Origin of the sequence: Micromonospora sp. SH-82 (genome assembly GCF_051132485.1) — a bacterium.
Classification (GTDB): Bacteria; Actinomycetota; Actinomycetes; order Mycobacteriales; family Micromonosporaceae; genus Micromonospora.
In genome coordinates this window covers 1,753,104-1,774,851 of sequence record NZ_CP148049.1, presented here as the reverse complement: position 1 = coordinate 1,774,851, position 21,748 = coordinate 1,753,104, and the positions used below count along the sequence as shown (strand labels likewise).

Below are 21,748 nucleotides of genomic sequence, written 5' to 3'. Positions count from 1 at the left end.
ACCCCTGCCGTCATGTGACCCACATCATCGAGCGCCGCCGAACCCCTTCCCTCTCGTCTCCGTCAAGCCGGTGACGACGGCACCGCAGAGGAGAGGCACCCTCACGATGAACCCTCGGACGGGCGAGGAATGGCTCGACTTCACGAAGCGGCTCCTCGCTGACTACACCGGGCGGAGGATCGCCTTCCGGGAGGAGGACGGTGAGCCGTTCGCCGCTGTCGACGCCGACGAGGATGTGTCCGCCCTCCTGGACCGGTGGAGGGACGACAGGGATCCGGAGTATCTCGGCCATTCGTCGATGCCGCACCGCCTCCGCACGTTCCTGATCGACAAGAGGGTCCTTCCCGCCCAGTCCGCATTCCTCCGTCACCGCGAAGCCGACGGCGGTCACGCGTACACGGAGGCGACCTACACCCGGGCGCTGGAGGCGTTCCTCGGACACTGCGGGAAGAAGGGTCGGCTACCGAAGAAGGACGAGAAGTGCGAGGTCCGCTTCAACGTCCATCGGCACGAACGCCATGGTGACGTGGTGTTCGTCGAGAAGACAGCCAGGATCAACATGGGGCGACGGCTCCGTGAGGGGCGACTGACCGACGGTGAGATCCGGGTGCTCGTCGATTTCCGGCTCGACGGGACGTTCGCCCCTGCGGGCAGCCCGCTGCACGACCGGGTGCGGTGGATCCGGAACTCCCGACTCCACGAGCCGAATCCCCACCTCCCGGAGACCTTCCTGCCGGATCCGTCCCGCCCGGGCACCTTCGTGCCGAGGGGGTTGCCGCCCCATCTCGCGCCGAGTCTCCCTCCCCCTGACGAACTCGCCCCCGGCTACCGCCCGCAGCCTCCCCCGGTGCTGGGGGAACTGCCGCCGTACTCCCCGCCTTCCCCCGGCTCCGTCCCGTCGACCGCGCCCCTGCCGGACCAGGTCGTGGCGGCGCACCTCAGGGCCACCGAGACGCGAGGTCCCCTCGCGCAGGAATCCGGGTCCGGGTCCACGACCCGGCTCGGCACCCCGTCGCCCACCCGGCCCACCTCCTGGACCACCGTCGGGCCTCGGCCTGCGGGACGGTGACCCGATCGGACCACACCGACCAGAAGGGACATCCGGTGACGAACGAGGATGATCAGTGGATCAGGTACATGGACAACTACCAGCGGGCCGAAGAGACGCTGCGCCGGGCGGGGGGCGGCCTCCAGGTGGCGGGTTGGATCGTCGGAGTCGACCAGGACGTGCTGCGCAAGCTCAAGGACTGGAACGACATCGGCCACAAGGACTTCTTCGGCCCGGTGGACCTGCTGGAGCGGATCCAGGCCCGGATGATCCAGGACGGTCTCCTTCCGTCAGGGGCCGTACGTCAGGTCAGGACCCGGGGTGGGGTCACGGAGTACGGCCCTGCGGTGATGATCGATGCGATGCGGGACCTGGAGGTGAAGACCAGGCTCGAAGGACGTGATCCCGCCGAGAACGACCACGGCAATGCGATGGTGGCCCGTGTGCACCGCAACCGTCTGCTCCGGCGGGAGGTCCGCGAGTCGCTGGAGAGCATCCCCGTGGGGAGGTGGCTGCACGATCTCGACCGGCACCGGGTGACCGACGACCAGCTGCGGATGATCATCGCAAACGGCTGGGACCAGCGGTTCGTCCCACCGGGGTCGAGGTGGCACACCCGGACCGAGTGGCTCAAGCGGTACCAGGTCCTCGACCCGGACCCGCAGAACCTTCAGACGTACGTGCCGGACCCCTCCCGCCCGTCCACCTACGCGCTGGTGGGGCACGATCCTCAGGCGAACAGGCCGACCCTGCACCTGATACCTCACCACCCACCGGCGTACCAGGAGACTCCGCCAGCCCCCCGGCTGTCCACGCCGACGCCGTCGTACCCGGGACCGCAGGCACCCCCGGCGTTCTCGGCGGACCTCCCGGCCGGGGAGGTGAACCGTCCTGGTGCGTCGGTTCCGGCTCCTTCGTCGAGCGGCGAACCGGGACCCTCGGCCCGCGACCTTGCCGCCTACGACAGCCCCGCCGCCGGCACGACGCCGGAGATGACAGCCGACATCGCCCGCCGAACCCTGGCCGACCGGTCGAGGACGAGTCGCCTCCCGACGCCCCTCTCCGCCGCCCTTCCCCCTGATGCGCGATCCGGGCGTACGACCGGACGCCAGGGTCACCGTCCGTGACGACGAATTCCGCCGCATTCGACCGAAACCCCTGCCCACAATGCCTGTGACATAGATCACATACACGAACCGATGTCGACCGGGTCCGTCACTCCTCTACGACGCAGTGCACAGCCGGAGGGACGGGAGCATGCCCCCAACACAGCCCACAGCCTGGACCGACGGCGACTGGATCGCCTTCGTCAGCAGCTTCATGAACGCGCGCAACAAGGGACTCACTCCCGGCAACATCAGGCACTACACCCCGAGCGATCGGGACGAATGGGCCATTCGAGAACTACGCGAGTGGACCGACAAGGAGAGCCCGCAGTGGCTGGGTCCTGCGAAGATGCCGCCGACGGTGCGCGGCCTTCTCGAACACGACAACTTCCTGGGCCAAGGGACGTCCAACTTCGTCCGGGAGAGCAGGCGCGGGAATCGAGAGGTCAGCTCGAACGTCTACGCCAGGGCCGCCCACGTCTATCTGAACCGGTGCATGCAGGAGGGGCGAGCGCCCAGGGAAACGGATTTCCAGCAGGTGCCGGTGATCATCGTTCATCCCCGGACGATCAGCAGGCTGTGGGCCAAGGACCCGAGGAACTTCCGGATCCAGACCGGTCAGTACATGTCCATCGCGGTCGGGCGACGGCTGCTCAATCCGCACAGGTTCGACATCGACGACCACGAGCTACGGACCTGGAAGCACAACGGGTGGGCACCGCCGAGCAACATCCGGTTGAACCCGAGGCTGGCCGCACGGCAAGCGTGGGTGGCCGAGAGCGACCTCACCCCGCTGAGCCACCACAATCTGGAGACGTTCGTACCGGGTCCGAACCGACCGTCCACCTTCACTCCGTCCACCACCCCGCGGTATCAGGAGACCCGCAGCCCCTGGGAACGAGCCCCGGACGAGGCCGCCTACAACCGCTGGGTCGCGGCCTCCAACCCCGGGATGTTCGGGCCGCAGCGACCCCGGACCCCCCGGGCGCAGCCCGAGCAGCCACCAGTACAGCCCGGGCAGGCGCCGGTACAGCCCACACAGCCCCCGGCCTACTCGGAGTATCCCGTCTGGTCCCCGCCGAGCTATGCGGATTCGGAACAGTCCCGACCGTCCTCCGCGCCCCAGACCCCGACCACCCCGACGTCCCCCGTGGCCCAGACACCCACCGCCCCACCGTCCCCCACGATCCGGCGCCTGTCGGCTCCCACCGCCGAGACCCTCGCCGCAGCCGAGGCACGGGTGAACGGCTATTCGACCCGGACGGATACCTCGCTCGGCACCACCAGATCCGGGCAACCCCACCACCGTCCACCCGTCCCCAACCAGGGGAACCCGAACGCCGGACGGGGCCGGTAGGGTCCACCATCCGAGAGGACCGGAACAGATGCCTGACCTACGCGTGACGGCTCAACCCTCGAACACCTGGGACGCCACCGACTGGATCGCATTCATGGCGGAGTATCTCCGGTTCAAAGCACGCCACTCCGGCCCGCACCGTCCTGGGTCCTGGGAGCCGCACGGCTCCGAAGGGTGGGCGGCTGCGGCCCTCCAGAAGTGGAACTCGCCCGACAGCAGCGAGTACTTCGGCCCGCCGGACATGCCCATGCTGATCCGGGCCGAGCTGGAGTCGGACGGTCGTCTACCGCCGAACTCCTCCTGGTTCGTCAAGGAGACCGGGAGCCGACAGGAGTTCAGCTCCGAGGTCTATGCCGTCACCGCGAAGGAGTGCCTGTCGCGCTGCATCGAGCAGGGCCGGGAACCCCGCCGGGACGACACCTCCGAGCAGTTCGTGGCGGTGGTCCGGCCCAGGACCATCAGCAGGTTCCTGACGAACTCGTCGGGCCGACAGTCGATCGGCAGGTTCTCCGTCCCGATCGGCGCGCGACTCGCCGAGCCGGAGAAGCACCGGATCAGCGACCACGAGCTGGCCACGTGGGTGGAGCTGGGGTGGCGGCCGAAGAACATGACCCCGGGCTCGGCCCTCGCCAAACGGTACGACTGGGTCCTGGAGAACACCATGAACCCGCCGGACCGGACGGATCCGGCGAGCTTCGTGCCGAGTCCGACGAACAGGCGCACCTTCACCCCGCTCGCACTTCCGCAGTACCCGGCGGAACCGACGTCGCCCCCGGGTCACGTGGACGCGGGGTGGGAGCGGTCGTCGGCTGAGGTCCCGCCGACAGCTTTCACAGTCGCCGGGCTGGCAGCCCTCCGCCTCGACGGCGGGAGTCCCCGGTCCACCTCCCCGTCCGTCGTGGTCCCCGCCATCCGCTCCGGCCTGCCCCGGCCGGGTCAGCTGCGCCAGGCGACGGCCCGGGCGCTCGGCTAGGAACGGGCTACCCCCGCCGTCTGGCCCACCCGACGAACCTGTCGTCGAGTGCCGCCACCGGGATCGGCTGTCCGAGCCGGGCGAGCTGCGCCGTCGCCTCCTCCCGCAGGAGGGTCAGGTGGGCCAGCAACGCCGCTCGGTCCTCCCGGAACCGCCCCAGCAGCTGGAGCTTCGCCGCCGAGCAGGGCCAGGCGATCCCGCACGCCTGGCACCGCCACCCGGGTCGGGCCGGATCGTGTCCCACCCGGTACCGGCGCTGGTTCGGGCGTCGGCCGGCGGTCACGACCGCCCGACCGGGGTGGACGGCGGGCGGACCAGTCCGTCGGGCCTCAGGAACAGCTCGCGTCGGGTGGTCGCCTCGCCCCGGTGGTCGAGCTGGTAGCAGTCCACCCAGGTCCAACCGTGGTACGTCGGTCGGTCCCACTGTCTGATGATCCGGATGGTGATCGGCCTGTGGAACTGTGGACTCGCCGTCGACGTCAGCAGGAACACGTCGCCGGGACGCAGTGGGGTCGGTGGCCCGTACGCCCGGGCCGGAGCGGGCCTCGGCGCGCCAAGATGCGGCATCTGGGGCTCCGTTTCAGTGGTCGGAAATTTTCCTCCCACCAACTTCGCGTAAGTAGCGGGACACTCACAGGTCGTCATGTATATGGTGCGCGGATATTCACCTCGACCTCTGAGGAGAGCCATGAACGAAGTGCTCCGAGCCGCGCTGCAAGAGTCCGGGCACACCTTCGAGTCCATCGCAGAGCGCATCGGCGTCGACCCCAAGACCCCGGCCCGGTGGCTCCGGGACGACCGGGTCCCGCAGCCCCGGCACCGGGCGGCGGCGGCCCGACTCCTCGGCCGGGACATCGCGGACATCTGGCCGGACAAACCGAGACGACAGGAGCCGATCTGGTTCCGACCCTGGCAGGAGATCGAGGCCGAAGCGGTCCTGCTCCGGTCGTACGAACCGTTGGTTTTCCCGGGTTTGCTCCAGACCGAGGCGTACGCCCGCGCCGTCCTGACCCGGGGTGGCCTCCTGCCCCCGCAGGACATCGCCAGACACGTCGCCACCCGGATGGCCCGGCAGACGATCCTCACCCGGGAGAAGAACCCGCCCCGGTTCACCGCCGTGGTGGACGAGTCGGTCCTGCGCCGCCCGGTCGGCGGCCCGGCCACCATGCGCGAACAGTTGACAGCCCTGGTCACCGCCGCCGAGGCCGACCACGTCCGGATCCAGGTGGTCCCCTCCACCGTCGGGGCCTACGCCGGACTCAACGGGCCGTTCGTCCTGGCCACCGCAGTGGACCACCAGATGGCCTGCTACCTGGACAACCCGTTGAAGGGCACCGTGGTCACCGACACCGACGAGATGGCAGCGATACTGAACGCGTGGGAGAACGTCCGCGCCGAGGCCCTCTCCCACTGGCAGTCAGTCGACCTGATCAGCGAGGTGGCCCAGACATGGACCTGACCGCAGCACGGTGGCGCACCAGCACCCGCAGCAGCGGCAACGGCGGCAATTGCGTCGAAGTCGCCGACAACCTTCCCGGGGTGGTCGCCGTCCGGGACTCCAAGGACCGGACCGGCCCCACCCTCACCTTCACCCCCACCACCTGGCAGACCTTCCTCACCCACCTGAAGTAAGGACGGGGCCGGTCCCCTGCTGACGCTTGCGGCACAGCGGGGGTTCCCCTCCCACCGCCACCCGCCCCGGTGGTCACGGATCTGCTGTGCACCCCCGACTGGTCACGACCCGACCAGCCGCACGTCCCCCGGGACTTACCACCGCCCTGCTCACCGGCGCGGGCTACCAGGCGGACTCGTCGAACCGTTCACATATCCGTTGGTGCCGTTGGTGCCGTTGGTGCCGTTTGTCTGGGCGGGACCGCCCCCGATCTGCATTCCGGCTGCGAGCGCGACACTGTTGTCACTCGCCTGCGACGCTTGCCGCTGCGGAGGCATGTGGTAACGGGGGTGAGGTTGCCCCTGGGGACCGCATGAATCCGGGTCGCCCCACTGCCTGGCGTCCGGTCCCCACTGGGGCGGAGGCGCCTGCAGCGTGTGCCTGTTCTGAAGGTAGTCGTTCAGGAGTTCTTGCACGTCCGCTGGAGCCCGGGCGCTTCTTTGCGGGTGGGTGATGGTGTTTTGGAGGGCTCGGCCGACCGGATAATAAGACCCATCCGGCGTCTCCGCCGTAGCCCAATGGGGAATACGGAAGTTCCGAGTTGCAGGGTACTCCCGCCAAACCGCAAGAAAGTTGCCGACCGTCTCCCAATCGGTCCCTCGCCCTCTCGGAGTCCTCGCATCTCCCGCCGTCTGACCATCTTCTGCCGTCCGACCATTTCCCGCCGTCTGAGCACCTTCTGCCGTCTGACCAGGCATCGCCCTCACCTTACTCTCGGTAGTGTTGTTGCCACACCATTCTCAGACCTCTGCCTACATGACGACCGAACATGACCTGTGGTTCAGGCAGAACGCAGCAAAGTCAGTTGATTTTCAGGCCTACCGCATCCTGGGCGACAACGGCACCTCGGGCTCACGATCTGCCGGTGCCCGGGGAGTGCCCGGGTCGGACGTCACCCCCGGGCCTGCGCGGAGCGGGCCATGAATACGGGTTCTGCTGCGGAGGTGGCGGGCCACCCGGCAGGGCAAGCCCGGCCGCCGTCGCCCGACCGGCCGCATCGCTGTTCTTCAAGCGGTCGTAGAGCCGGTGGTAGTTGTTCGTGGCATCCATCAACGCCTCGGACGCGTCGAGAGTCACCGGCATTCCGAGATCGAGTCCCCCTTCTCGGACCCGACCAAGGAAAACCTGGGTCAGTTTCGCCGAGATCAGGTCTCTCCTGGCCACCTGGAAGCGGTAGTGATCGGTGCCCGAAGCTGCCGGGAACCTCGTCCTGGGATCGATACTGGCGATTTCCCGGACGTTCATGCCAACCCACCCGGCGGTGTCGACGTCGACCTTTTCGGCAGGCCGGATCGTGAAGCTCAGGGTGAAGACACTCGATGCGGAGCCGGACCCGGCCTTGGGCACGAAGGAAAAGGTCCTACCGTCCCTGAGATCGGCGTAGGCGTTGTAGTCCCGCGAGAACGGGTCGGTCGGTTCAGGACGCTGCGGGGACGACTCCACGGATCACTCTCCAGGCGGTAGGGGCGATGGACGGACCCGTACGTCCGACGTCACCTCTACGTAACTCGCCGGCCGCGGTTCATCCACCTCTTTCGGAAACCGCCCAGATCAGCGCCAGGGGCCGAATGCGCGCTCGCCGTTGGCCGACAGGTGACGGCAGAGGGTCTCCAGGTCGAGACCGGTCGTCGCGGCCAGGGACCGGACGGTCAGCGGGATCAGGTACGACGCGTTCGGCCGCCCCCGGTGCGGGGTCGGGGTCAGGTACGGCGCGTCCGTCTCCACCAGCAGCTGCTCCGGCGGGGTCAGGGCGGCGGCCTCCCGGAGGGCGTCGGCGCTGGCGAAGGTGACGGTCCCGGCGAAGCTCAACAGGTAACCCCGGCGGACACACTCGGCGGCGAACTCGGCGTCACCGGAGAAGCAGTGCAGGACCACTGTGGTCGGAGCACCCTCGTCGTCGAGGATCCGCAGGACGTCGGCGTGGGCGTCCCGGTCGTGGACGACGAGGGTCTTGTCGTACCGCTTGGCGATGGCGATGTGCGCCCGGAAGCTCTCCTCCTGGACCGCCCGCCCCTCCTCGCCCGTGCGGAAGAAGTCCATCCCGGTCTCGCCGATCCCGCGTACCCGGTCCTGCGCCGCCAGGGCCTCGATCTCCCGGAGGGCGGCGTCCAGGTCCGCCAGGCGGGGGGCCTCGTTCGGGTGCAGGGCGACGGTGGCCACGACCGCCCTGTGCCGCCCGGCGACCTCCGCCCCCCACCGGGACGACCCGACGTCCACCCCGACCTGGACCAGCCGGTCCACCCCGGCGGCGGCGGCCACCTGCACGATCGCCTCGACCGGGTCGGTGAGCAGCCCCGAGTCGGCCACCGCCACCGCCTCGGCGGCGGCGAGGGGGTCCACGGCGGCCAGTGCCCCGGTCGTCGCCACGGCGTTCGCGGCGGCCCCGGCCACCCCGGTGCTCGCCGCCGCGTCGAGGGTGGCCGCCGCGTCGTCGGGCGCGCTCGACGGCCCCGAGGGTACGCCGGGCACCCCGGCCTCGGTCACGGTGATGTCGAGGTGGGTGTGGCTGTCCGGTACGGCCACCGGCAGCGGCTCGGGCGGAGGCGGGAACTCGCCTGCCCGGCGGGCGGCACGCTTCGTGCGGGACTCGGTCGGCTCACTGGTCACCTGGCGAGGATCACACACCACCCCCCACCCCGCGACGCCCCCACCGCGACACTCCCACCCCCCGCGACTCCCCCACCGGTCGACCACTCGACCCGAGACGCGGTTCTCTTGCTCGTCTGCGGTTGACCTACACCTCCCCCGGCGTGTCGTGCAGGTGAACCGCAAACGATCAAGGAAGTCGATGGTGTCCACCGGCCAAGCCCGCCGGACAGCGCCACCGGCCAGCCCGGTTCGGCGGATGGGGCTGTCCCGTCCGGCCACCTGACGTTCATCCGGCGGGAACCGGGGAGGACTACCGTCGCCCGGATGGACGTCGCCCCCCTGACCAGCGGCGCAGCCGGTCTCCGGACCGGTCTGCGGGTGACCTTCGAGGGCACCACCTACCCGGCCGAGGAGATCGCCCGAGGCGCGGCGTACGAGTTGTTCAGCGCTGCGGAGGTGACCGGCTTCGAGTGGGCTCCCCGACCCGAGGGCGGCCCGGCGTGGCGACGGTTCGTGCACTGTACCGAGGTGACAGCGGTGCAGGGCGCCGCCGAACAGGCCGAGGCCCCGGAGTCGCCGCTGCTGATGCCGGTGCACCGGACGGTGGGGTGGGGCCGGGTGCAGCAGCTCACCCAGCGGCCGGAGGCGGCCGACGACCCCCTCGTCGGGGCGGTACGCGCCACCGCCGTCCTGCGCCGGGGCACCCGGATGATGAAGGTCCTCTCCGCTCGACAGCTCGCCGGACACGTCAGGGGGTGGCTGCCGCACGGGTTCTGCTACCGGGAACACGACGTCGCCCACCTGCGTACCCCGGCGGCCCTTGCGGTGTTGCGCGGCGACGGCCAGGGGGTGGCCGACAACCCGGACGTGGCGTACGCGCTGCGCTGGCGGGCCGCCGACCCGGGCGACTACGACGTCCCGACCGGGGCGGCGTACCGGGGGCTGACGGCGCTGCCCGCCTCGGAACGCCTCGGCGCTCCGGTCCTCGGCACCGGGTTCGCGCCCAGCAACGACCAGCTGATCCCCGAGTTCGTCACCCGGGACCTCGTCGACCTGCCGATGCCGGCCAACGCGAGCCTGGTGGCGTACCCGGCGCAGGGGGTGGAGGTGGTCCTCTACACGTACCAGGCGGAGCAGCGGGGGTGGCTGCGGATGGTCGGCCCCCGGTGGCGGCACCTCCTCGCCGCCGTTCCCGATCTCGCCCCCGACCAGGAGTACGTCCCCGTCGGCGAGGCACCCCGCTCCACCCACCTCGTCGGCCGGTACGCCGGTGCGGAGCACGAGGCGGTGGCCGACCTTCCCGGCGGGTTCCGGGTCCAGGCGATCACCCGGGCCGCCCGCTACCCGGTGGAGACGGTGGCCCGGCGACTCCGGTACGCCCACTGGCGTCAGGTCCCCTGCCAGGTGCTCCGGGAGGAGTCGGGCTGGCTCCGGCTGCGGTTGTGTCGACCCGACCCGGACAGTGTGGCGGTGACCGGCGCCCAGTGCCACGAACGGGGCGTCCACGAGACGTGGGCGCCGGCCGCCGAGGTCACCGACGACCGGGTGGTCGACTTTCCGTACCGGCTCTGAGCAGCTCGGGGCCGCGCAGGCCGGGCAGACGCAGCGGCGGGACACCGGCCACGGAGACCGGCCCCGACACCCGCACCGGCACCGTCGCCCGCGCCGCCTCGTGCACCTCGACGGTGCCCTCGTCCGGGGCGGCGTCCAGGGCCCTCTTCGCCGCCTCGTAGGGCTCCCGCTGCTGGGGATCGGGCGGCAGGTAGCGCCCCGCGTAGGCCGGATGGGCGAGGAAGACCGCCACCACCTGTCCCTTCAGTTTCACCTTTCCCCGTTTGAGGTCGCTCAGGTAGGTGTCGGTGGCCTTCAGGTCCCGCGCGCTCATCGGCGCGTCGGTCGCGTGCGCCTCGACGAGCGCCGCCCACTCGGACTCGGCACGCCACTTCTTCGGAATCGACGGACCCTCTGCGGCCCTCCTCTTCTGCGGCCCTCTTCTCGCCGACGACGCCCTTGCTGAGGGAGGATCTTCCAGCCCGGCGACGAGTTGACCGTTCCTCGTGCCCTCCCTGATGTATTTCTCTACATAATCCGGATGATTCTTGAAGAACTCCACCTGCTTCTCGCCGATCCTTATCTTGCCGGCCTTGATGTCACTCAGGTGAGTCGTGACACTCTTGATCAACTTACTCTCGTGCAGCTCACCGAGCGAGCGCAGTTTCAGGAGATCTGCCCAGTCCGCATCCGTTCGAGACCAACCCGGCTTCTCGACCGGCACTTCGGAGATCTCTTCCACGGGAACGTACGCCTCCAGGCTGGCTCGATTTTTCGATCCGCTCGGAAGATGTTTCTCCGCATACTCCGGATGGATGGCAAAGAACAGCAGTTGACCTCGCTTCAACGGAACCCTGTCCCGCTGGATGTCGTACAGGTGATTCTTGACCGACTGGATGTCTCTCTCCTGGTCCAGTTCATCCCGGGCAAACTTCCACAGGAGTTCCCCCCACTGCTGGTCCGTCCGGCGTTGAAGGCGCTTGGGCGCACTGTCCCCGCTCCCGTCCAAGGGCGCGGTCAACCTGGAATCATCAAGAAAGTCCGCATCCGACACTGCGACCTCCGGTGGTCTCGACTCGTCGGTCACCTGACGGACGCCGAGCGGGTCCGGTTCGAACCGAGGCGACCAACGGTGCCAGACCTGCGGCACGGGGACCGGGACGGGCGGCATAACGGCGGGTGGGTCGGGTAGGCGTGGGGGTCCGAGACGTCAGTTGATCAGGAGATCCGCATGCCTTTCGTCACCGTTGGCGCGGAGAACCTCGCGCCCATCGACCTGTACTACGAGGACCACGGCACCGGGCAGCCGGTGGTGCTGATCCACGGGTTCCCCTTCAACGGGGCGACCTGGGAGAAGCAGGTCGGTCCGCTGTTGCAGGCCGGATACCGGACGATCACCTACGACCGGCGCGGCTTCGGCAACTCCGCCCAGCCCAGCACGGGGTATGACTACGACACCTTCGCCGCCGACCTGGACGTCCTGCTCACCGAGCTGAACCTGACCGACGTGATCCTGGTCGGGCACTCCATGGGCACCGGCGAGGTGACCCGCTACCTCGGCACGTACGGCTCCGAGCGGATCAGCAAGGCGGTGCTGGCCGCGCCGCTGGCGCCGTACCTGTTGAAGACGGCGGACAACCCCGAGGGGGTCGAGCAGAGCCTCTTCGACGGGTTCAAGCAGGCCATCGTCGCCGACCGGTTCGCCTACCTGACGAAGTTCTGCGACAGCTTCTTCAACTACCCGGAGAACCGGGGGAAGCTGGTCAGCGAGGAGGCGTACCGGGCGCACTGGGACATCGGCTCGCGGGCCTCGGCGATCGGCACCCTGGAGTGCGTGGACGCCTGGCTCACCGACTTCCGGGGTGACCTGCCCCGGATCGACGTACCGGTGCAGATCATCCAGGGCGACCAGGACCAGGTGCTGCCCTACCCGAAGACCGGGCAGCGGTTGCAGCCGATGATCGCGGACAGCCGACTGGTCACCCTGCGCGGTGCCCCGCACGGCATCCCGTGGACCAACGCCGACGAGATGAACCGGGCGATGCTCGACTTCATCGGCCAGCCGGCGATGGCCCGCGCCTGAGACGACCGGGGACGGGGCCGGTGCGGGTCCGGCCCCGGTCGACCGACGCGGCCTCGGGTGATCCCCGGGGCCGCGTCACCGCGCCCGCCCGGCGGTGGGACGTCAGCCGCCGAGGCGGTCCAACTCCTCCTCCACGATGGACGGGTCGAGCTTGCGGAAGACCGGCTTCGGTGCGGTGAGCTGCCGACCCGCATCGAGGGGAACCGACTCCCACCGGGCCCCGACCGTGTAGTCCCCGGTCAACACCGGGTAACCGGGTCCGCCGTCGAGGTCGTCGACCTCGACGATCGACGGCATCGGAGCGTGTACGCCGGTGCCGCCGAGCAGCTCGTGGATCTTCTGGGCGGAGTGCGGGAGGAACGGCGTGAGCAGCGTGTTCGCGTCGCTGATCACCTGGAGGGCGACGTGCAGGACGGTCCCCATCCGGGGCTTGTCCTCCTCGCCCTTGAGCTTCCACGGGGCCTGCTCGGACAGGTAGCGGTTGGCCTCGGCGACGACCTTCATCGCCTCCCCGATGGCCTGCTTCTGCCGGTGCCGACCGATCAGGTCGCCGACGGTGGCGAACCCGGCCCGGGAGACCGTCAGCAACGCCTCGTCCGCCTCGGTCAGCCCGGCCGGGTCGACCGGGGGGATCGCGCCGAAGTTCTTCGCCGCCATCGACACCGACCGGTTGACCAGGTTCCCCCAACCGGCCACCAGCTCGTCGTTGTTGCGGCGGAGGAACTCGGCCCAGGTGAAGTCGGTGTCGTTGCTCTCCGGTCCGGCCACCGCGATGAAGTAGCGCAGCGCGTCGGCGTCGTACCGTTCGAGGAAGTCCCGGACGTAGATGACCACCTTGCGGGACGAGGAGAACTTGCGCCCCTCCATGGTGAGGAACTCGCTGGAGACCACCTCGGTCGGCAGGTTGAGCCGTCCGAGCCGACCGGGCTCACCGTCCCTGGCCCCCTCCCCGGAGTAGCCGGAGAGCAGCGCGGGCCAGATCACCGAGTGGAAGACGATGTTGTCCTTGCCCATGAAGTAGTAACCCTGGGCGTCCTTGCCGGCGTCGTCGGTCGACCACCACCTGCGCCACGCCTCCGGGTCGCCGGAGCGGCGGGCCCACTCGATGGAGGCGGAGAGGTAGCCGATGACGGCGTCGAACCACACGTAGATCCGCTTGTCGGACCGGTCGACCCAGCCCTCCAGCGGGATCGGCACCCCCCACTCCAGGTCCCGGGTGATGGCCCGGGGCTGGAGGTCGTCCAGGAGGTTCTTCGAGAAGCGCAGCACGTTGGGCCGCCACCCCTCCCGGGTGTCCAGCCACTGCCGGAGTACGTCGGCGAGGGCGGGCAGGTCGAGGAAGAAGTGCTCGGTCTCGACGAACTGCGGGGTCTCCCCGTTGATCTTCGATCGGGGGTCGACGAGGTCCACCGGGTCGAGCTGGTTGCCGCAGTTGTCGCACTGGTCGCCCCGGGCGCTGTCGTACCCGCAGATCGGGCAGGTGCCCTCGATGTACCGGTCGGGCAGGGTCCGGCCGGTCGACGGGGAGATCGCTCCCATCGTCACCTTCGGCACGATGTACCCGTTGCGGTGCATCCCCTCGAACAGCTCCTGCACCACCGCGTAGTGGTTGCCGGTGGTGGTCCGGGTGAACAGGTCGTACGACAGGCCGAGGCCGTGCAGGTCCTCGACGATCACCCGGTTGTACCTGTCGGCCAGCTCGCGGGGGGTGACCCCCTCGCTGTCGGCCTGCACCTGGATCGGGGTGCCGTGCTCGTCGGTGCCGGAGACCATGAGCACGTCGTGACCGGCCATCCGCATGTACCGGGCGAAGACGTCGGAGGGAACGCCGAAGCCGGAGACGTGACCGATGTGGCGGGGGCCGTTGGCGTACGGCCAGGCCACTGCCGCGAGAACGTGACTCATGACCAGCAAGCCTAGTGACCGGCCCACGCCTGTCGCGAACCTATGGGCAGACCACGCCGACGTCACACCCCGATGACTCTGAGCAATCGATCCGATTTGTCGTCGACACGCGGTCTGAGCTGCCATCCCAGCCCTCCCCTGCCGGTGTCCAATGAACATCGTGACTGGTAGAGGCACCGCCCGTGAGCACAACGACAGTCGATCGGGAGCGACCGAGGGCGACCGACCGTCCCCGCCGGGGGGTACGCCGGGCGAGGACCCCGCCGCCGTCACCCAGCCCATCGGGACGGCCGTCGAGACCGAACCCACCACCGGCGCCCCGGTGGACGCGGTCCCGAACCGGGTGCCGATCCGCCAGAACCGTCGGGGACGGCCCAAGGACCCGGCCGACGACGACGCGTTCTGGCTGCCGATCGAGGAGGTGCACTGGGACGGCACCCCGATCCGCCCCGACCCCCCGAGCCGCGCCCCCGACCCGGGCACCGGCAACCGCCGGGGTACGCAGAGCCGGGCACGTCGTGCCCCCCGCCCGCCCGACCCCCTGCCCGGCCTCTCCGCCGTGCTGGTGTTGAGCCTGCTGGCGGCCTTCTTCGCCTGGGTCACCGCCGGGCCGGTGTGGATCGCCGTCGGCCACGCGACGACGGGGACGGTGGTGATCGGCGACTGCACCGGGGGTGGGCTGACCCAACGGTGCCGGGGCACCTTCGTCGCCGACCGTTCACGGTTCGTCGCCCACGGGGTACGCGTCACCGGCGTGTCGGCCGAGCACACCGCCACCGGCACCGAGCTGACCGCCCGGATGACCGGACCGGACGGGGAGACCGCGTACGTCGGCACCGGTGCTGTCACCCACCTGAGGTGGCTGCTCGGGCTGGCCGCGGTGGGGGCGTGCGCTGTCGGGATCGCCAGGTACGGCGGGGCGACCCGGCTTCCCGACGGGCGGATGCGACGCTGGGCGATCGCCGCCTCCCTCGGCGGCCCCCTGCTGATCACGCTCGGTTTCCTGGTCACCGCCATCTGACCGGGGACACCGGCGGCCACCCCTCGGCGGGGACCGCCGCCGCCCGAGCACACCGCCGCCGCCTCGGCGGGGAGGGCGGTCAGTCGGTGGCGTGGACGATGCCGTAGACCTCGCGGCGGCGCAGCCCGTACGCGATGGCCACCTCGCTGATCGCGTCCCGGCGGGACATCCCGGCGGCCTCCTCGTCGGCCACCTCGGCGCGGAGCGTCGCGTCGTCGGGCCGCTGCGCGGCTGCCGGCGGCGCCCCGGCCACCACCAGGGTGATCTCTCCCCGGGGCGGGTTCTCGGCGGCCCAGGCGGCCAGTTCGCCGAGCGGGCGACGGACGACCTCCTCGTAGGTCTTCGTCAGTTCCCGGCAGAGGGCGGCCGGACGGTCCGGGCCGAAGACGGCGGCCAGGTCGGCCAGGGCCCCGGCGATCCGGTGCGGCGCCTCGAACAGCACCAGGGTCCGCTCCTCGGCGGCCAGCCCCCGCAGCCTGGACCGGCGACCGGCGGGGGTCCGGGGCAGGAAACCCTCGAAGCAGAACCTGTCGCAGGGCAGCCCGGACAGGGCCAGGGCGGTGGTGACGGCGCTGGGGCCGGGGGCGGCGGTGACCGGGACGCCCGCATCCAGCGCCGCCCGCACCAGCCGGTACCCGGGGTCGGAGACGCTGGGCATCCCCCCGTCGGTGACCAGCGCGACGAGATGTCCGGCGCGGAGGACGTCGACCAGTTCCGGGGTACGCCGCTCCTCGTTGCCCTCGAAGTAGGAGACGATCCGCCCGCCGACCGTGACGTCGAGGTCCCGGGCGAGCCGGGACAGTCGACGGGTGTCCTCGGCGGCGACCACGTCGGCGGTGGCCAGGACCTCGCGCAGGCGGGTGGAGGCGTCAGCGGGGTTTCCGAGCGGCGCGCCGAGCAGCACCAGCCGACCGCACTCCGACATGTCACCCAAAAGAGGCACTCCTTCATCGACGTTCGTACCGGTATCGGGACGACAGGCGCCACCGGGCACCTTCGCAGCCTACGATCGCCGGGTGACGAGTGCGTCGACAGCGCAGAGCGCGAACGCCGACCGGGCCGATGCGGCGACCGGCGACACCGGACCGGCGACACCGGATCCGGCCGCGAAGGCTTTCCCGTCCGGCGGGGGCGGCGGAGGCGTCGGCATCGTCCGACGCCGACTGGCCACGATCGACGCCCGGCTGGACGTCAACTCCTGGCTCGCCACCGCAGTGGTGGTGGCGATAGCCGCGATCCTGCGGCTGGTCGGGCTCAGCCACCCCAAGGGCAAGATCTTCGACGAGGTCTACTACGCCCGCGAGGGGTGGCAGCTCGTCGACAAGGGCGTCGAGTGGAACTACAAGGACGACGTCGCGGCGTACGTGGTCCACCCGCCGCTGGGCAAGTGGCTCATCGGGCTCGGCGAGTGGGCGTTCGGGTACTCCGACACCGAGCAGGGCATCGACGTGCCCGGGGCGCTGATGACCACGGCCCCCGAGTTCGGCTGGCGGATCTCGGCGGCCGTCGCCGGGATCGTGTCGGTCCTGCTGCTGGTCCGGATCGGACGACGGATGTTCCGGTCCACCCTGCTGGGTTGCACGGCGGGCCTCCTGCTCGCCCTGGACGGCTTCCACCTGGTGCTCTCGCGCACCGCCCTGCTCGACATCTTCCTGCTGCTGTTCGTCCTGGCCGCGTTCGGCGCCCTGGTCCTCGACCGGGACGCCCGGCGACGCCGGTGGGCGCGTGCCATCGACGCCGGGCTCGACCCGTCCCGGCCCGGCCGGTCCGGGCGCCCGGCCGGCGGGTGGCGGAACTGGCCCTGGTGGCGGCTGGCCGCCGGGGCGCTGCTCGGCCTGGCCGTCGCTGTCAAGTGGAGCGCCCTGTACTTCCTGCCGGCCTTCGGCCTCCTGGCACTGTTCTGGGAGGTCAACCTGCGCCGCTCGGCCGGCGTCCGGAAACCGTGGCGGGACGCCCTCCTCGACGAATTGCCCTGGATGGTCCTGGCCGGGGTGGTCATGGTCCTGGCCTACCTCGCCACCTGGTCGGGCTGGTTCCTCACCGACCACGGCTACTACCGCGACCCCGCGCAGTACGCGCACGTCACCGCCCTCAGTGACATCCCGGTCATCGGGCCCCTGAAGAACCTGTGGGAATACCATCTCGCCGCGTACGGCTTCCACAGCGGCCTCACCGAACCGCACAAGTACCAGTCGTGGCCGTGGCAGTGGCTGCTGTTGGGCCGTCCGGTCGCCTTCTACTGGAACGGTGACGGCCCCTGCGGGGCGGCGGCCTGCGCGGCCGAGGTGCTGCTGCTGGGCACCCCGCTGCTGTGGTGGTCGTTCCTTCCGGCGCTGGCCGGGATCGCCTGGTTGGGGCTGGCCCGGCGGGACTGGCGGGCCGGGGCGATCCTGCTCTGCACCGCGTTCGGTCTGCTGCCCTGGTTCTGGTTCGCCCTCGACGGGCGGACGATGTTCTCCTTCTACACCGCGCCCGTCCTGCCGTTCCTGGTACTGGCGGTGACGTACGTGTTGGGAGCGATCGCCACCCCGGGCTCGGCGTCGCCGACCCTGGCGACGACGGGATCCGGCGGCACGTCGGCCCGGTCGGACTCGGCGTCGGGGGGTCCGACCGTGGTGGCGACAGCTGCGGCGCAGACCGAGGCCGAACAGGAACGGGCCGATCGACGGCTGGTCGGTGGCCTGATCGTGGGCGCATACGTGCTGCTGGTGGCGCTCTGCTTCGCGTACTTCTATCCGGTCTTCGTCGGAAAGGTGATCACGTCCGCCGAGTGGTCGGCCCGGATGTGGTTGGACGGCCGCTGGATCTGAGACCCCGCGCGGGCCGGAAACGAAGATGCGCGCCCCAATCGCCTGCCACGGGGGAAGCGGGCGATTGGGGCGCGCATGAGCAGCTTAGCCACCAGGGGCGAACCGCACAATGGGGCAGCTGATGCAGATTTCCGACGGATGTGATGCCAACCGAATGGTTTACATCCTGCATCTAACGTACCGTCATCCGTCGATTGCGCCTCGCGCAATTCCCACCCCGTTCTCCCGGCGTCGGTCGCCCACCCGCGGGACCACGCGAGCCGCCGGGTTGGAGTACGGTCGTCGCATGCTGCTCGGGGGGCGTGATGCGTGACCTGCTGCCACCGCAGGTGGCGGTGGCGGTGGCGGAGCCGCCGGACTTCACCGCACCACTGTTCCCCGCCGAACAGGCCGCGTTGACCGAGTCCGCAGTGACGAGTCGCCGACACGACTTCACCGCCGGTCGGGTCTGCGCCCGGCGGGCGATGACGACCCTCGGCCTGCCACCGACACCGGTGCCCTCGGCCCCGGACCGGTCCCCGGTCTGGCCGACCGAAGTGGTCGGTGCCATCACCCACACCCGCGGCTACTGCGCCGCCGCTGCGGCCAGGGCCACCGACCTCCGGTCCGTCGGGATGGACGCCGAGCACCACCGCACCCTCGAAGCAGGGGTACGCCGACTGATCTGCCTCCCCGAGGAGGAGGACCGGATGTCCCGGCTCCCGACCGGGGTCTCCTGGCCGGTGGTGCTCTTCAGTGCCAAGGAGACCGTCTACAAGGTCTGGCACCCGGTGGTCCGCCAGTGGCTCGACTTCCACGACGCCCTGGTCGACCTCGACCCGGACTCCGGCACCTTCACCGCACGGATCGCCCCGGCCCGGGTCGACGCGGCAGAGGTGCCCGCACCGCCCACGACGATCAGTGGCCGGTTCGTCGTCGAGGGGGATCTGGTGCGTACCGCAGCGGTGCTGCACCTGCCCTGAGCCTCGTGATCGGCGCCCCGCCACCGGGCAACATGTTCTCGGCCGGATGTTCCCGGCCGAACAGAGGACGACCGGAGAGCAGCCCGCCCACCAGGATCGGAGGGTTGCCGGGGCACGGTAGCGTCCAGGCTGTTCGAGTTTCTCCAGGTCCCTAGGAGTACGGTGAGCCACCCCCAGCCCCCATACGGGCCGCAGGACCCCAGCCAACCGGCTCAGGAGCCGTCGAACCAGCCGCTCCCTCCCGTCGACCCGACGGCTCCGCCGCCGCCCAACGATCCATGGGCGCGCCCGGCCGACGGGCCACCCCAGGACGACCCGTGGGGCGCGGCTGACGCGTGGAGTTCACCGAGTCCCGCGTACCCACCGACCCCGGCGTACCCGCCGACCGCCCCGTACCCGTCGTCTGCGGGGATGGGACAGCCCCCCGCCGAGCAGCAGCACCCCGTCTCCGGCCAGCCCCACGGTCAACAGCCCCCCGTCTCCGGGCAGCCGTACGGCCAACAGCCCCCGGTCTCCGGGCAGCCCTACGGTCAGCAGCCCCCCGTCTCCGGGCAGCCGTACGCGCAACACCAGCAACCCCCGGTCTCCGGGCAGCCCTACGGTCAGCAACCCCCGGTCTCCGGGCAGCCGTACGGTCAGCAGCCTCCCGTGTCCGGGCAGCCGTACCCACCGCCGGTCTCCGGGCAGCCGTATGGGGCGCCCACCTCCGGTCAGCCGTACCCGCCGCCGTCCGGAGCGCCGTACTCCCCTCAGGGCGGGGCGGCCTACCCGCCGGCCAAGATGGCCTCCGGCGGGCACTACCTGGGCGCTCCCCACGCGCCACCGTCCGGTTCGGGCAGCAGGACGGCACTGATCATCATCGCCGTCGTGACGGCGTTCCTCCTGCTCTGCTGCGCCGGTGGCGCCATCGCGATCATCCTCGGTGGCGGGGACGGATCCGAGGAGAACTCCGCCGGTCCCAGGCCGTCGGCGACAGGTCCGGCCCCGTCGCCGTCGCCCACCACCGCCGAGCCGACCACCCCGGCCCCCACCACCGCCGCGCCGACCACTCCCCCGGCCTCCCCGGCCCCGCAGGGCGAGACGTACAACATGAAGATCGGTTCGACCCTCGTCCTCAGCGACAACGACGGTGACCTGGAGATCACCGTCAAGAAGGTCACCACCAGCACCAAGGGTTGCCGCTCCTTCTCCCCCGACCCGAGCAAGGGCATGTACCTGATCGCCGAGGTCGACGCGGAGATCACCAAGGGGACCTCGTCGCTCAACCCGATCTACTTCGAGTGGGTCGCCGCGGACGGCACCACCACCAACGGCCTGGCCGGCATCCTGGCCGGTTGCGGGGACTCCCTCGCCTCCGGCAACAACCTGCCGGTGGGCACGAAGCGCAGCGGGAACGTGGTGTTCAACGTGGCCGACACCAACGGTGTCCTCCAGTACAACCACAAGTTCCAGTCCGCCGGTTCCTGGAAGCCGTAACACCTCCCCGACCCGTACGCAGCGGGGCCGGTCCCATCCCAGGGACCGGCCCCGCCGTCGTCTTCTGCCGGGGTGAACCGGACGCGGCCTCCGTCCGTCAAGAACAGCGAACCCAAGACTGCAGGAGGAACCAGTGCAGACCGACTACACAGAAGACGAACTGAGATCCCTCAACGAGATGTTGGCCCGGTTCGGCAACCCGAACGGACATCCCCAGACGACCTATCCTGATGCTGGCACCCCTGGCTACCAGGTCAGCACGGCCGACTACACCATCCCCGCTGCCCCCTACAACACCGGCATGGCCGACCATCCCACCCCCACAAACCTCGATATCAGTGGCGCGGCCGCCATGGACCCCTTCGAGTTGGACCTCGACGATCCGAGCAGACTCCACGTCGGATACGGACCCGCCGAGAGGGACCTCGCGTCATCGCCAAGCCATGGCACGGAACTCCCGAGCTACGACCCAGAACCCCTGAAGTCCCCCAACAAAGAATCCAAAACCGACGCAGGTTGGGCAAGACGGATACGCGATCATTTCGAGGGAAAGAACGATAAAGACGAGAGACTTAGAGTCGAAGGCCGCCTGGCATACATCAAGAACAAGGATGTCGATCTCGGCGAGGAGCAGTTGAGATTTTTCGCCCAGAACCCGTCTCTCGCCCAGCGCTGCATCCCACCCGGATCTCCGAATTACGACAAGCTCACGACGTACCAGAAAACGAAAACGGTAATCCGGAAGAGGGACGGACGAGCAAGGCAGCCAAGAAAAACAGAGGCCCGGCGCAGCAAGGATGATTGGCTGAGGCTCCTGAAGGAATGGGGGGAAAACACGCTGGACCCCACCCTCCACACCAAGGTCAGACGCCACCTGTACGCCATCTCCGCTAGAGAAATAAAGGCAGATCAGAAAGTATTGGCAGTAATGGAGGGTTTCGACAACCTTCGGAAATTCCTGCCACGTGAGTCGACGCCGAGCGGTTCTGCAAGTGTGCAGCAGGCCGCCTGGCAGACAGCTCCTGGGGCGCGGCCCGCAGGGCCGTCCAGCTCTGCACCGCCCGCCGGAGATTTCCAGCACCCCGGCGCCCCGTCGACCTCCCACGGCCGAGGGCGACACTGACGGTTCCGGTGCCCCGGGACCGTTCGGCACCAGGGCGGTTCCGTCGGGTCGGAACCCGCCGGGCGGTCCCCT

Annotated in this window: 20 protein-coding genes; 13 read left to right on the top strand and 7 right to left on the bottom strand. The window is 70.0% G+C overall.

The window, feature by feature from the left end; genetic code table 11:
• Nucleotides 1-106 precede the first annotated feature (106 nt).
• The 4 genes from WHN02_RS08310 (at nucleotide 107) to WHN02_RS08295 (ending at nucleotide 4,484) form a co-directional block, all read left to right on the top strand.
• Nucleotides 107-1,069: a hypothetical protein gene (locus WHN02_RS08310; RefSeq protein WP_434742807.1), complete on the top strand. Its 963-nt coding sequence runs from the start codon at nucleotides 107-109 to the stop codon at nucleotides 1,067-1,069.
• A gap of 35 nt (nucleotides 1,070-1,104) precedes the next feature.
• A complete protein-coding gene (locus tag WHN02_RS08305) occupies nucleotides 1,105-2,175 on the top strand; it encodes a hypothetical protein (RefSeq protein WP_434742806.1) in 1,071 nt (356 codons plus the stop codon).
• A 130-nt stretch (nucleotides 2,176-2,305) separates the two neighbouring features.
• Nucleotides 2,306-3,511: a hypothetical protein gene (locus WHN02_RS08300; protein ID WP_434742805.1), complete on the top strand. Its 1,206-nt coding sequence runs from the start codon at nucleotides 2,306-2,308 to the stop codon at nucleotides 3,509-3,511.
• A 28-nt stretch (nucleotides 3,512-3,539) separates the two neighbouring features.
• Nucleotides 3,540-4,484, top strand: coding sequence for a hypothetical protein (locus tag WHN02_RS08295; protein WP_434742804.1), 945 nt, complete (start codon nucleotides 3,540-3,542; stop codon nucleotides 4,482-4,484).
• Between the two features lie 7 nt (nucleotides 4,485-4,491).
• Here WHN02_RS08295 and WHN02_RS08290 read toward each other — a convergent pair whose 3' ends face one another.
• The gene (locus tag WHN02_RS08290) at nucleotides 4,492-4,767 is read right to left on the bottom strand and encodes a flavin reductase (protein ID WP_434742803.1); all 276 of its coding nucleotides are present in this window, start codon (nucleotides 4,765-4,767) and stop codon (nucleotides 4,492-4,494) included.
• Nucleotides 4,764-5,051: a hypothetical protein gene (locus tag WHN02_RS08285; protein ID WP_434742802.1), complete on the bottom strand. Its 288-nt coding sequence runs from the start codon at nucleotides 5,049-5,051 to the stop codon at nucleotides 4,764-4,766. Before WHN02_RS08285 ends, WHN02_RS08290 begins: the two co-directional genes overlap by 4 nt.
• Nucleotides 5,052-5,172: 121 nt before the next feature.
• On the opposite strand from WHN02_RS08285, the gene WHN02_RS08280 reads away from it, so the two are divergent.
• The gene (locus WHN02_RS08280) at nucleotides 5,173-5,943 is read left to right on the top strand and encodes a helix-turn-helix domain-containing protein (protein WP_434742801.1); all 771 of its coding nucleotides are present in this window, start codon (nucleotides 5,173-5,175) and stop codon (nucleotides 5,941-5,943) included.
• Entirely contained in the window at nucleotides 5,934-6,116 is a 183-nt protein-coding gene (locus tag WHN02_RS08275) for a DUF397 domain-containing protein (RefSeq protein WP_434742800.1), read from the top strand. The genes WHN02_RS08280 and WHN02_RS08275 overlap by 10 nt, the downstream gene beginning before the upstream one ends.
• An 892-nt stretch (nucleotides 6,117-7,008) precedes the next feature.
• Here WHN02_RS08275 and WHN02_RS08270 read toward each other — a convergent pair.
• Nucleotides 7,009-7,599 (bottom strand): hypothetical protein, encoded by a 591-nt coding sequence (locus WHN02_RS08270; protein WP_434742799.1) that lies wholly within the window; start codon nucleotides 7,597-7,599, stop codon nucleotides 7,009-7,011.
• A 108-nt stretch (nucleotides 7,600-7,707) separates the two neighbouring features.
• On the bottom strand, nucleotides 7,708-8,763 hold the full coding sequence (locus tag WHN02_RS08265) for a TatD family hydrolase (protein WP_434742798.1): 1,056 nt from the start codon (nucleotides 8,761-8,763) through the stop codon (nucleotides 7,708-7,710).
• A gap of 306 nt (nucleotides 8,764-9,069) precedes the next feature.
• Here WHN02_RS08265 and WHN02_RS08260 point away from each other — a divergent pair, with 306 nt between their 5' ends.
• Nucleotides 9,070-10,317: a hypothetical protein gene (locus WHN02_RS08260; protein ID WP_434742797.1), complete on the top strand. Its 1,248-nt coding sequence runs from the start codon at nucleotides 9,070-9,072 to the stop codon at nucleotides 10,315-10,317.
• Here WHN02_RS08260 and WHN02_RS08255 read toward each other — a convergent pair.
• Nucleotides 10,277-11,383: a hypothetical protein gene (locus WHN02_RS08255; protein ID WP_434742796.1), complete on the bottom strand. Its 1,107-nt coding sequence runs from the start codon at nucleotides 11,381-11,383 to the stop codon at nucleotides 10,277-10,279. The two genes, WHN02_RS08260 and WHN02_RS08255, sit on opposite strands and share 41 nt — an antisense overlap.
• A gap of 144 nt (nucleotides 11,384-11,527) precedes the next feature.
• On the opposite strand from WHN02_RS08255, the gene WHN02_RS08250 reads away from it, so the two are divergent.
• A complete protein-coding gene (locus WHN02_RS08250; protein WP_434742795.1) occupies nucleotides 11,528-12,379 on the top strand; it encodes an alpha/beta fold hydrolase in 852 nt (283 codons plus the stop codon).
• 102 nt (nucleotides 12,380-12,481) lie between these two features.
• Here WHN02_RS08250 and metG read toward each other — a convergent pair whose 3' ends face one another.
• Nucleotides 12,482-14,284, bottom strand: a complete 1,803-nt coding sequence (gene metG, locus WHN02_RS08245; protein ID WP_434742794.1) for a methionine--tRNA ligase — start codon at nucleotides 14,282-14,284, stop codon at nucleotides 12,482-12,484.
• A gap of 151 nt (nucleotides 14,285-14,435) precedes the next feature.
• On the opposite strand from metG, the gene WHN02_RS08240 reads away from it, so the two are divergent.
• Nucleotides 14,436-15,305, top strand: a complete 870-nt coding sequence (locus WHN02_RS08240; protein WP_434742793.1) for a hypothetical protein — start codon at nucleotides 14,436-14,438, stop codon at nucleotides 15,303-15,305.
• A 79-nt stretch (nucleotides 15,306-15,384) separates the two neighbouring features.
• Here the strand turns inward: WHN02_RS08240 and rsmI are convergent, their stop codons facing one another.
• Nucleotides 15,385-16,230, bottom strand: coding sequence for a 16S rRNA (cytidine(1402)-2'-O)-methyltransferase (rsmI, locus tag WHN02_RS08235; protein WP_434743868.1), 846 nt, complete (start codon nucleotides 16,228-16,230; stop codon nucleotides 15,385-15,387).
• A 91-nt stretch (nucleotides 16,231-16,321) separates the two neighbouring features.
• On the opposite strand from rsmI, the gene WHN02_RS08230 reads away from it, so the two are divergent.
• The 4 genes from WHN02_RS08230 to WHN02_RS08215 all read left to right on the top strand — a co-directional run bounded on the left by WHN02_RS08230 (nucleotide 16,322) and on the right by WHN02_RS08215 (nucleotide 21,676).
• Complete coding sequence (locus WHN02_RS08230; RefSeq protein WP_434742792.1) at nucleotides 16,322-18,115, top strand: dolichyl-phosphate-mannose--protein mannosyltransferase; 1,794 nt, start codon at nucleotides 16,322-16,324, stop codon at nucleotides 18,113-18,115.
• 305 nt (nucleotides 18,116-18,420) lie between these two features.
• A complete protein-coding gene (locus tag WHN02_RS08225; protein ID WP_434742791.1) occupies nucleotides 18,421-19,077 on the top strand; it encodes a 4'-phosphopantetheinyl transferase family protein in 657 nt (218 codons plus the stop codon).
• A gap of 411 nt (nucleotides 19,078-19,488) precedes the next feature.
• Nucleotides 19,489-20,553, top strand: coding sequence for a hypothetical protein (locus WHN02_RS08220; protein WP_434742790.1), 1,065 nt, complete (start codon nucleotides 19,489-19,491; stop codon nucleotides 20,551-20,553).
• Nucleotides 20,554-20,686: 133 nt separating this feature from the next.
• A complete protein-coding gene (locus WHN02_RS08215) occupies nucleotides 20,687-21,676 on the top strand; it encodes a hypothetical protein (protein WP_434742789.1) in 990 nt (329 codons plus the stop codon).
• Nucleotides 21,677-21,748: the final 72 nt, after the last annotated feature.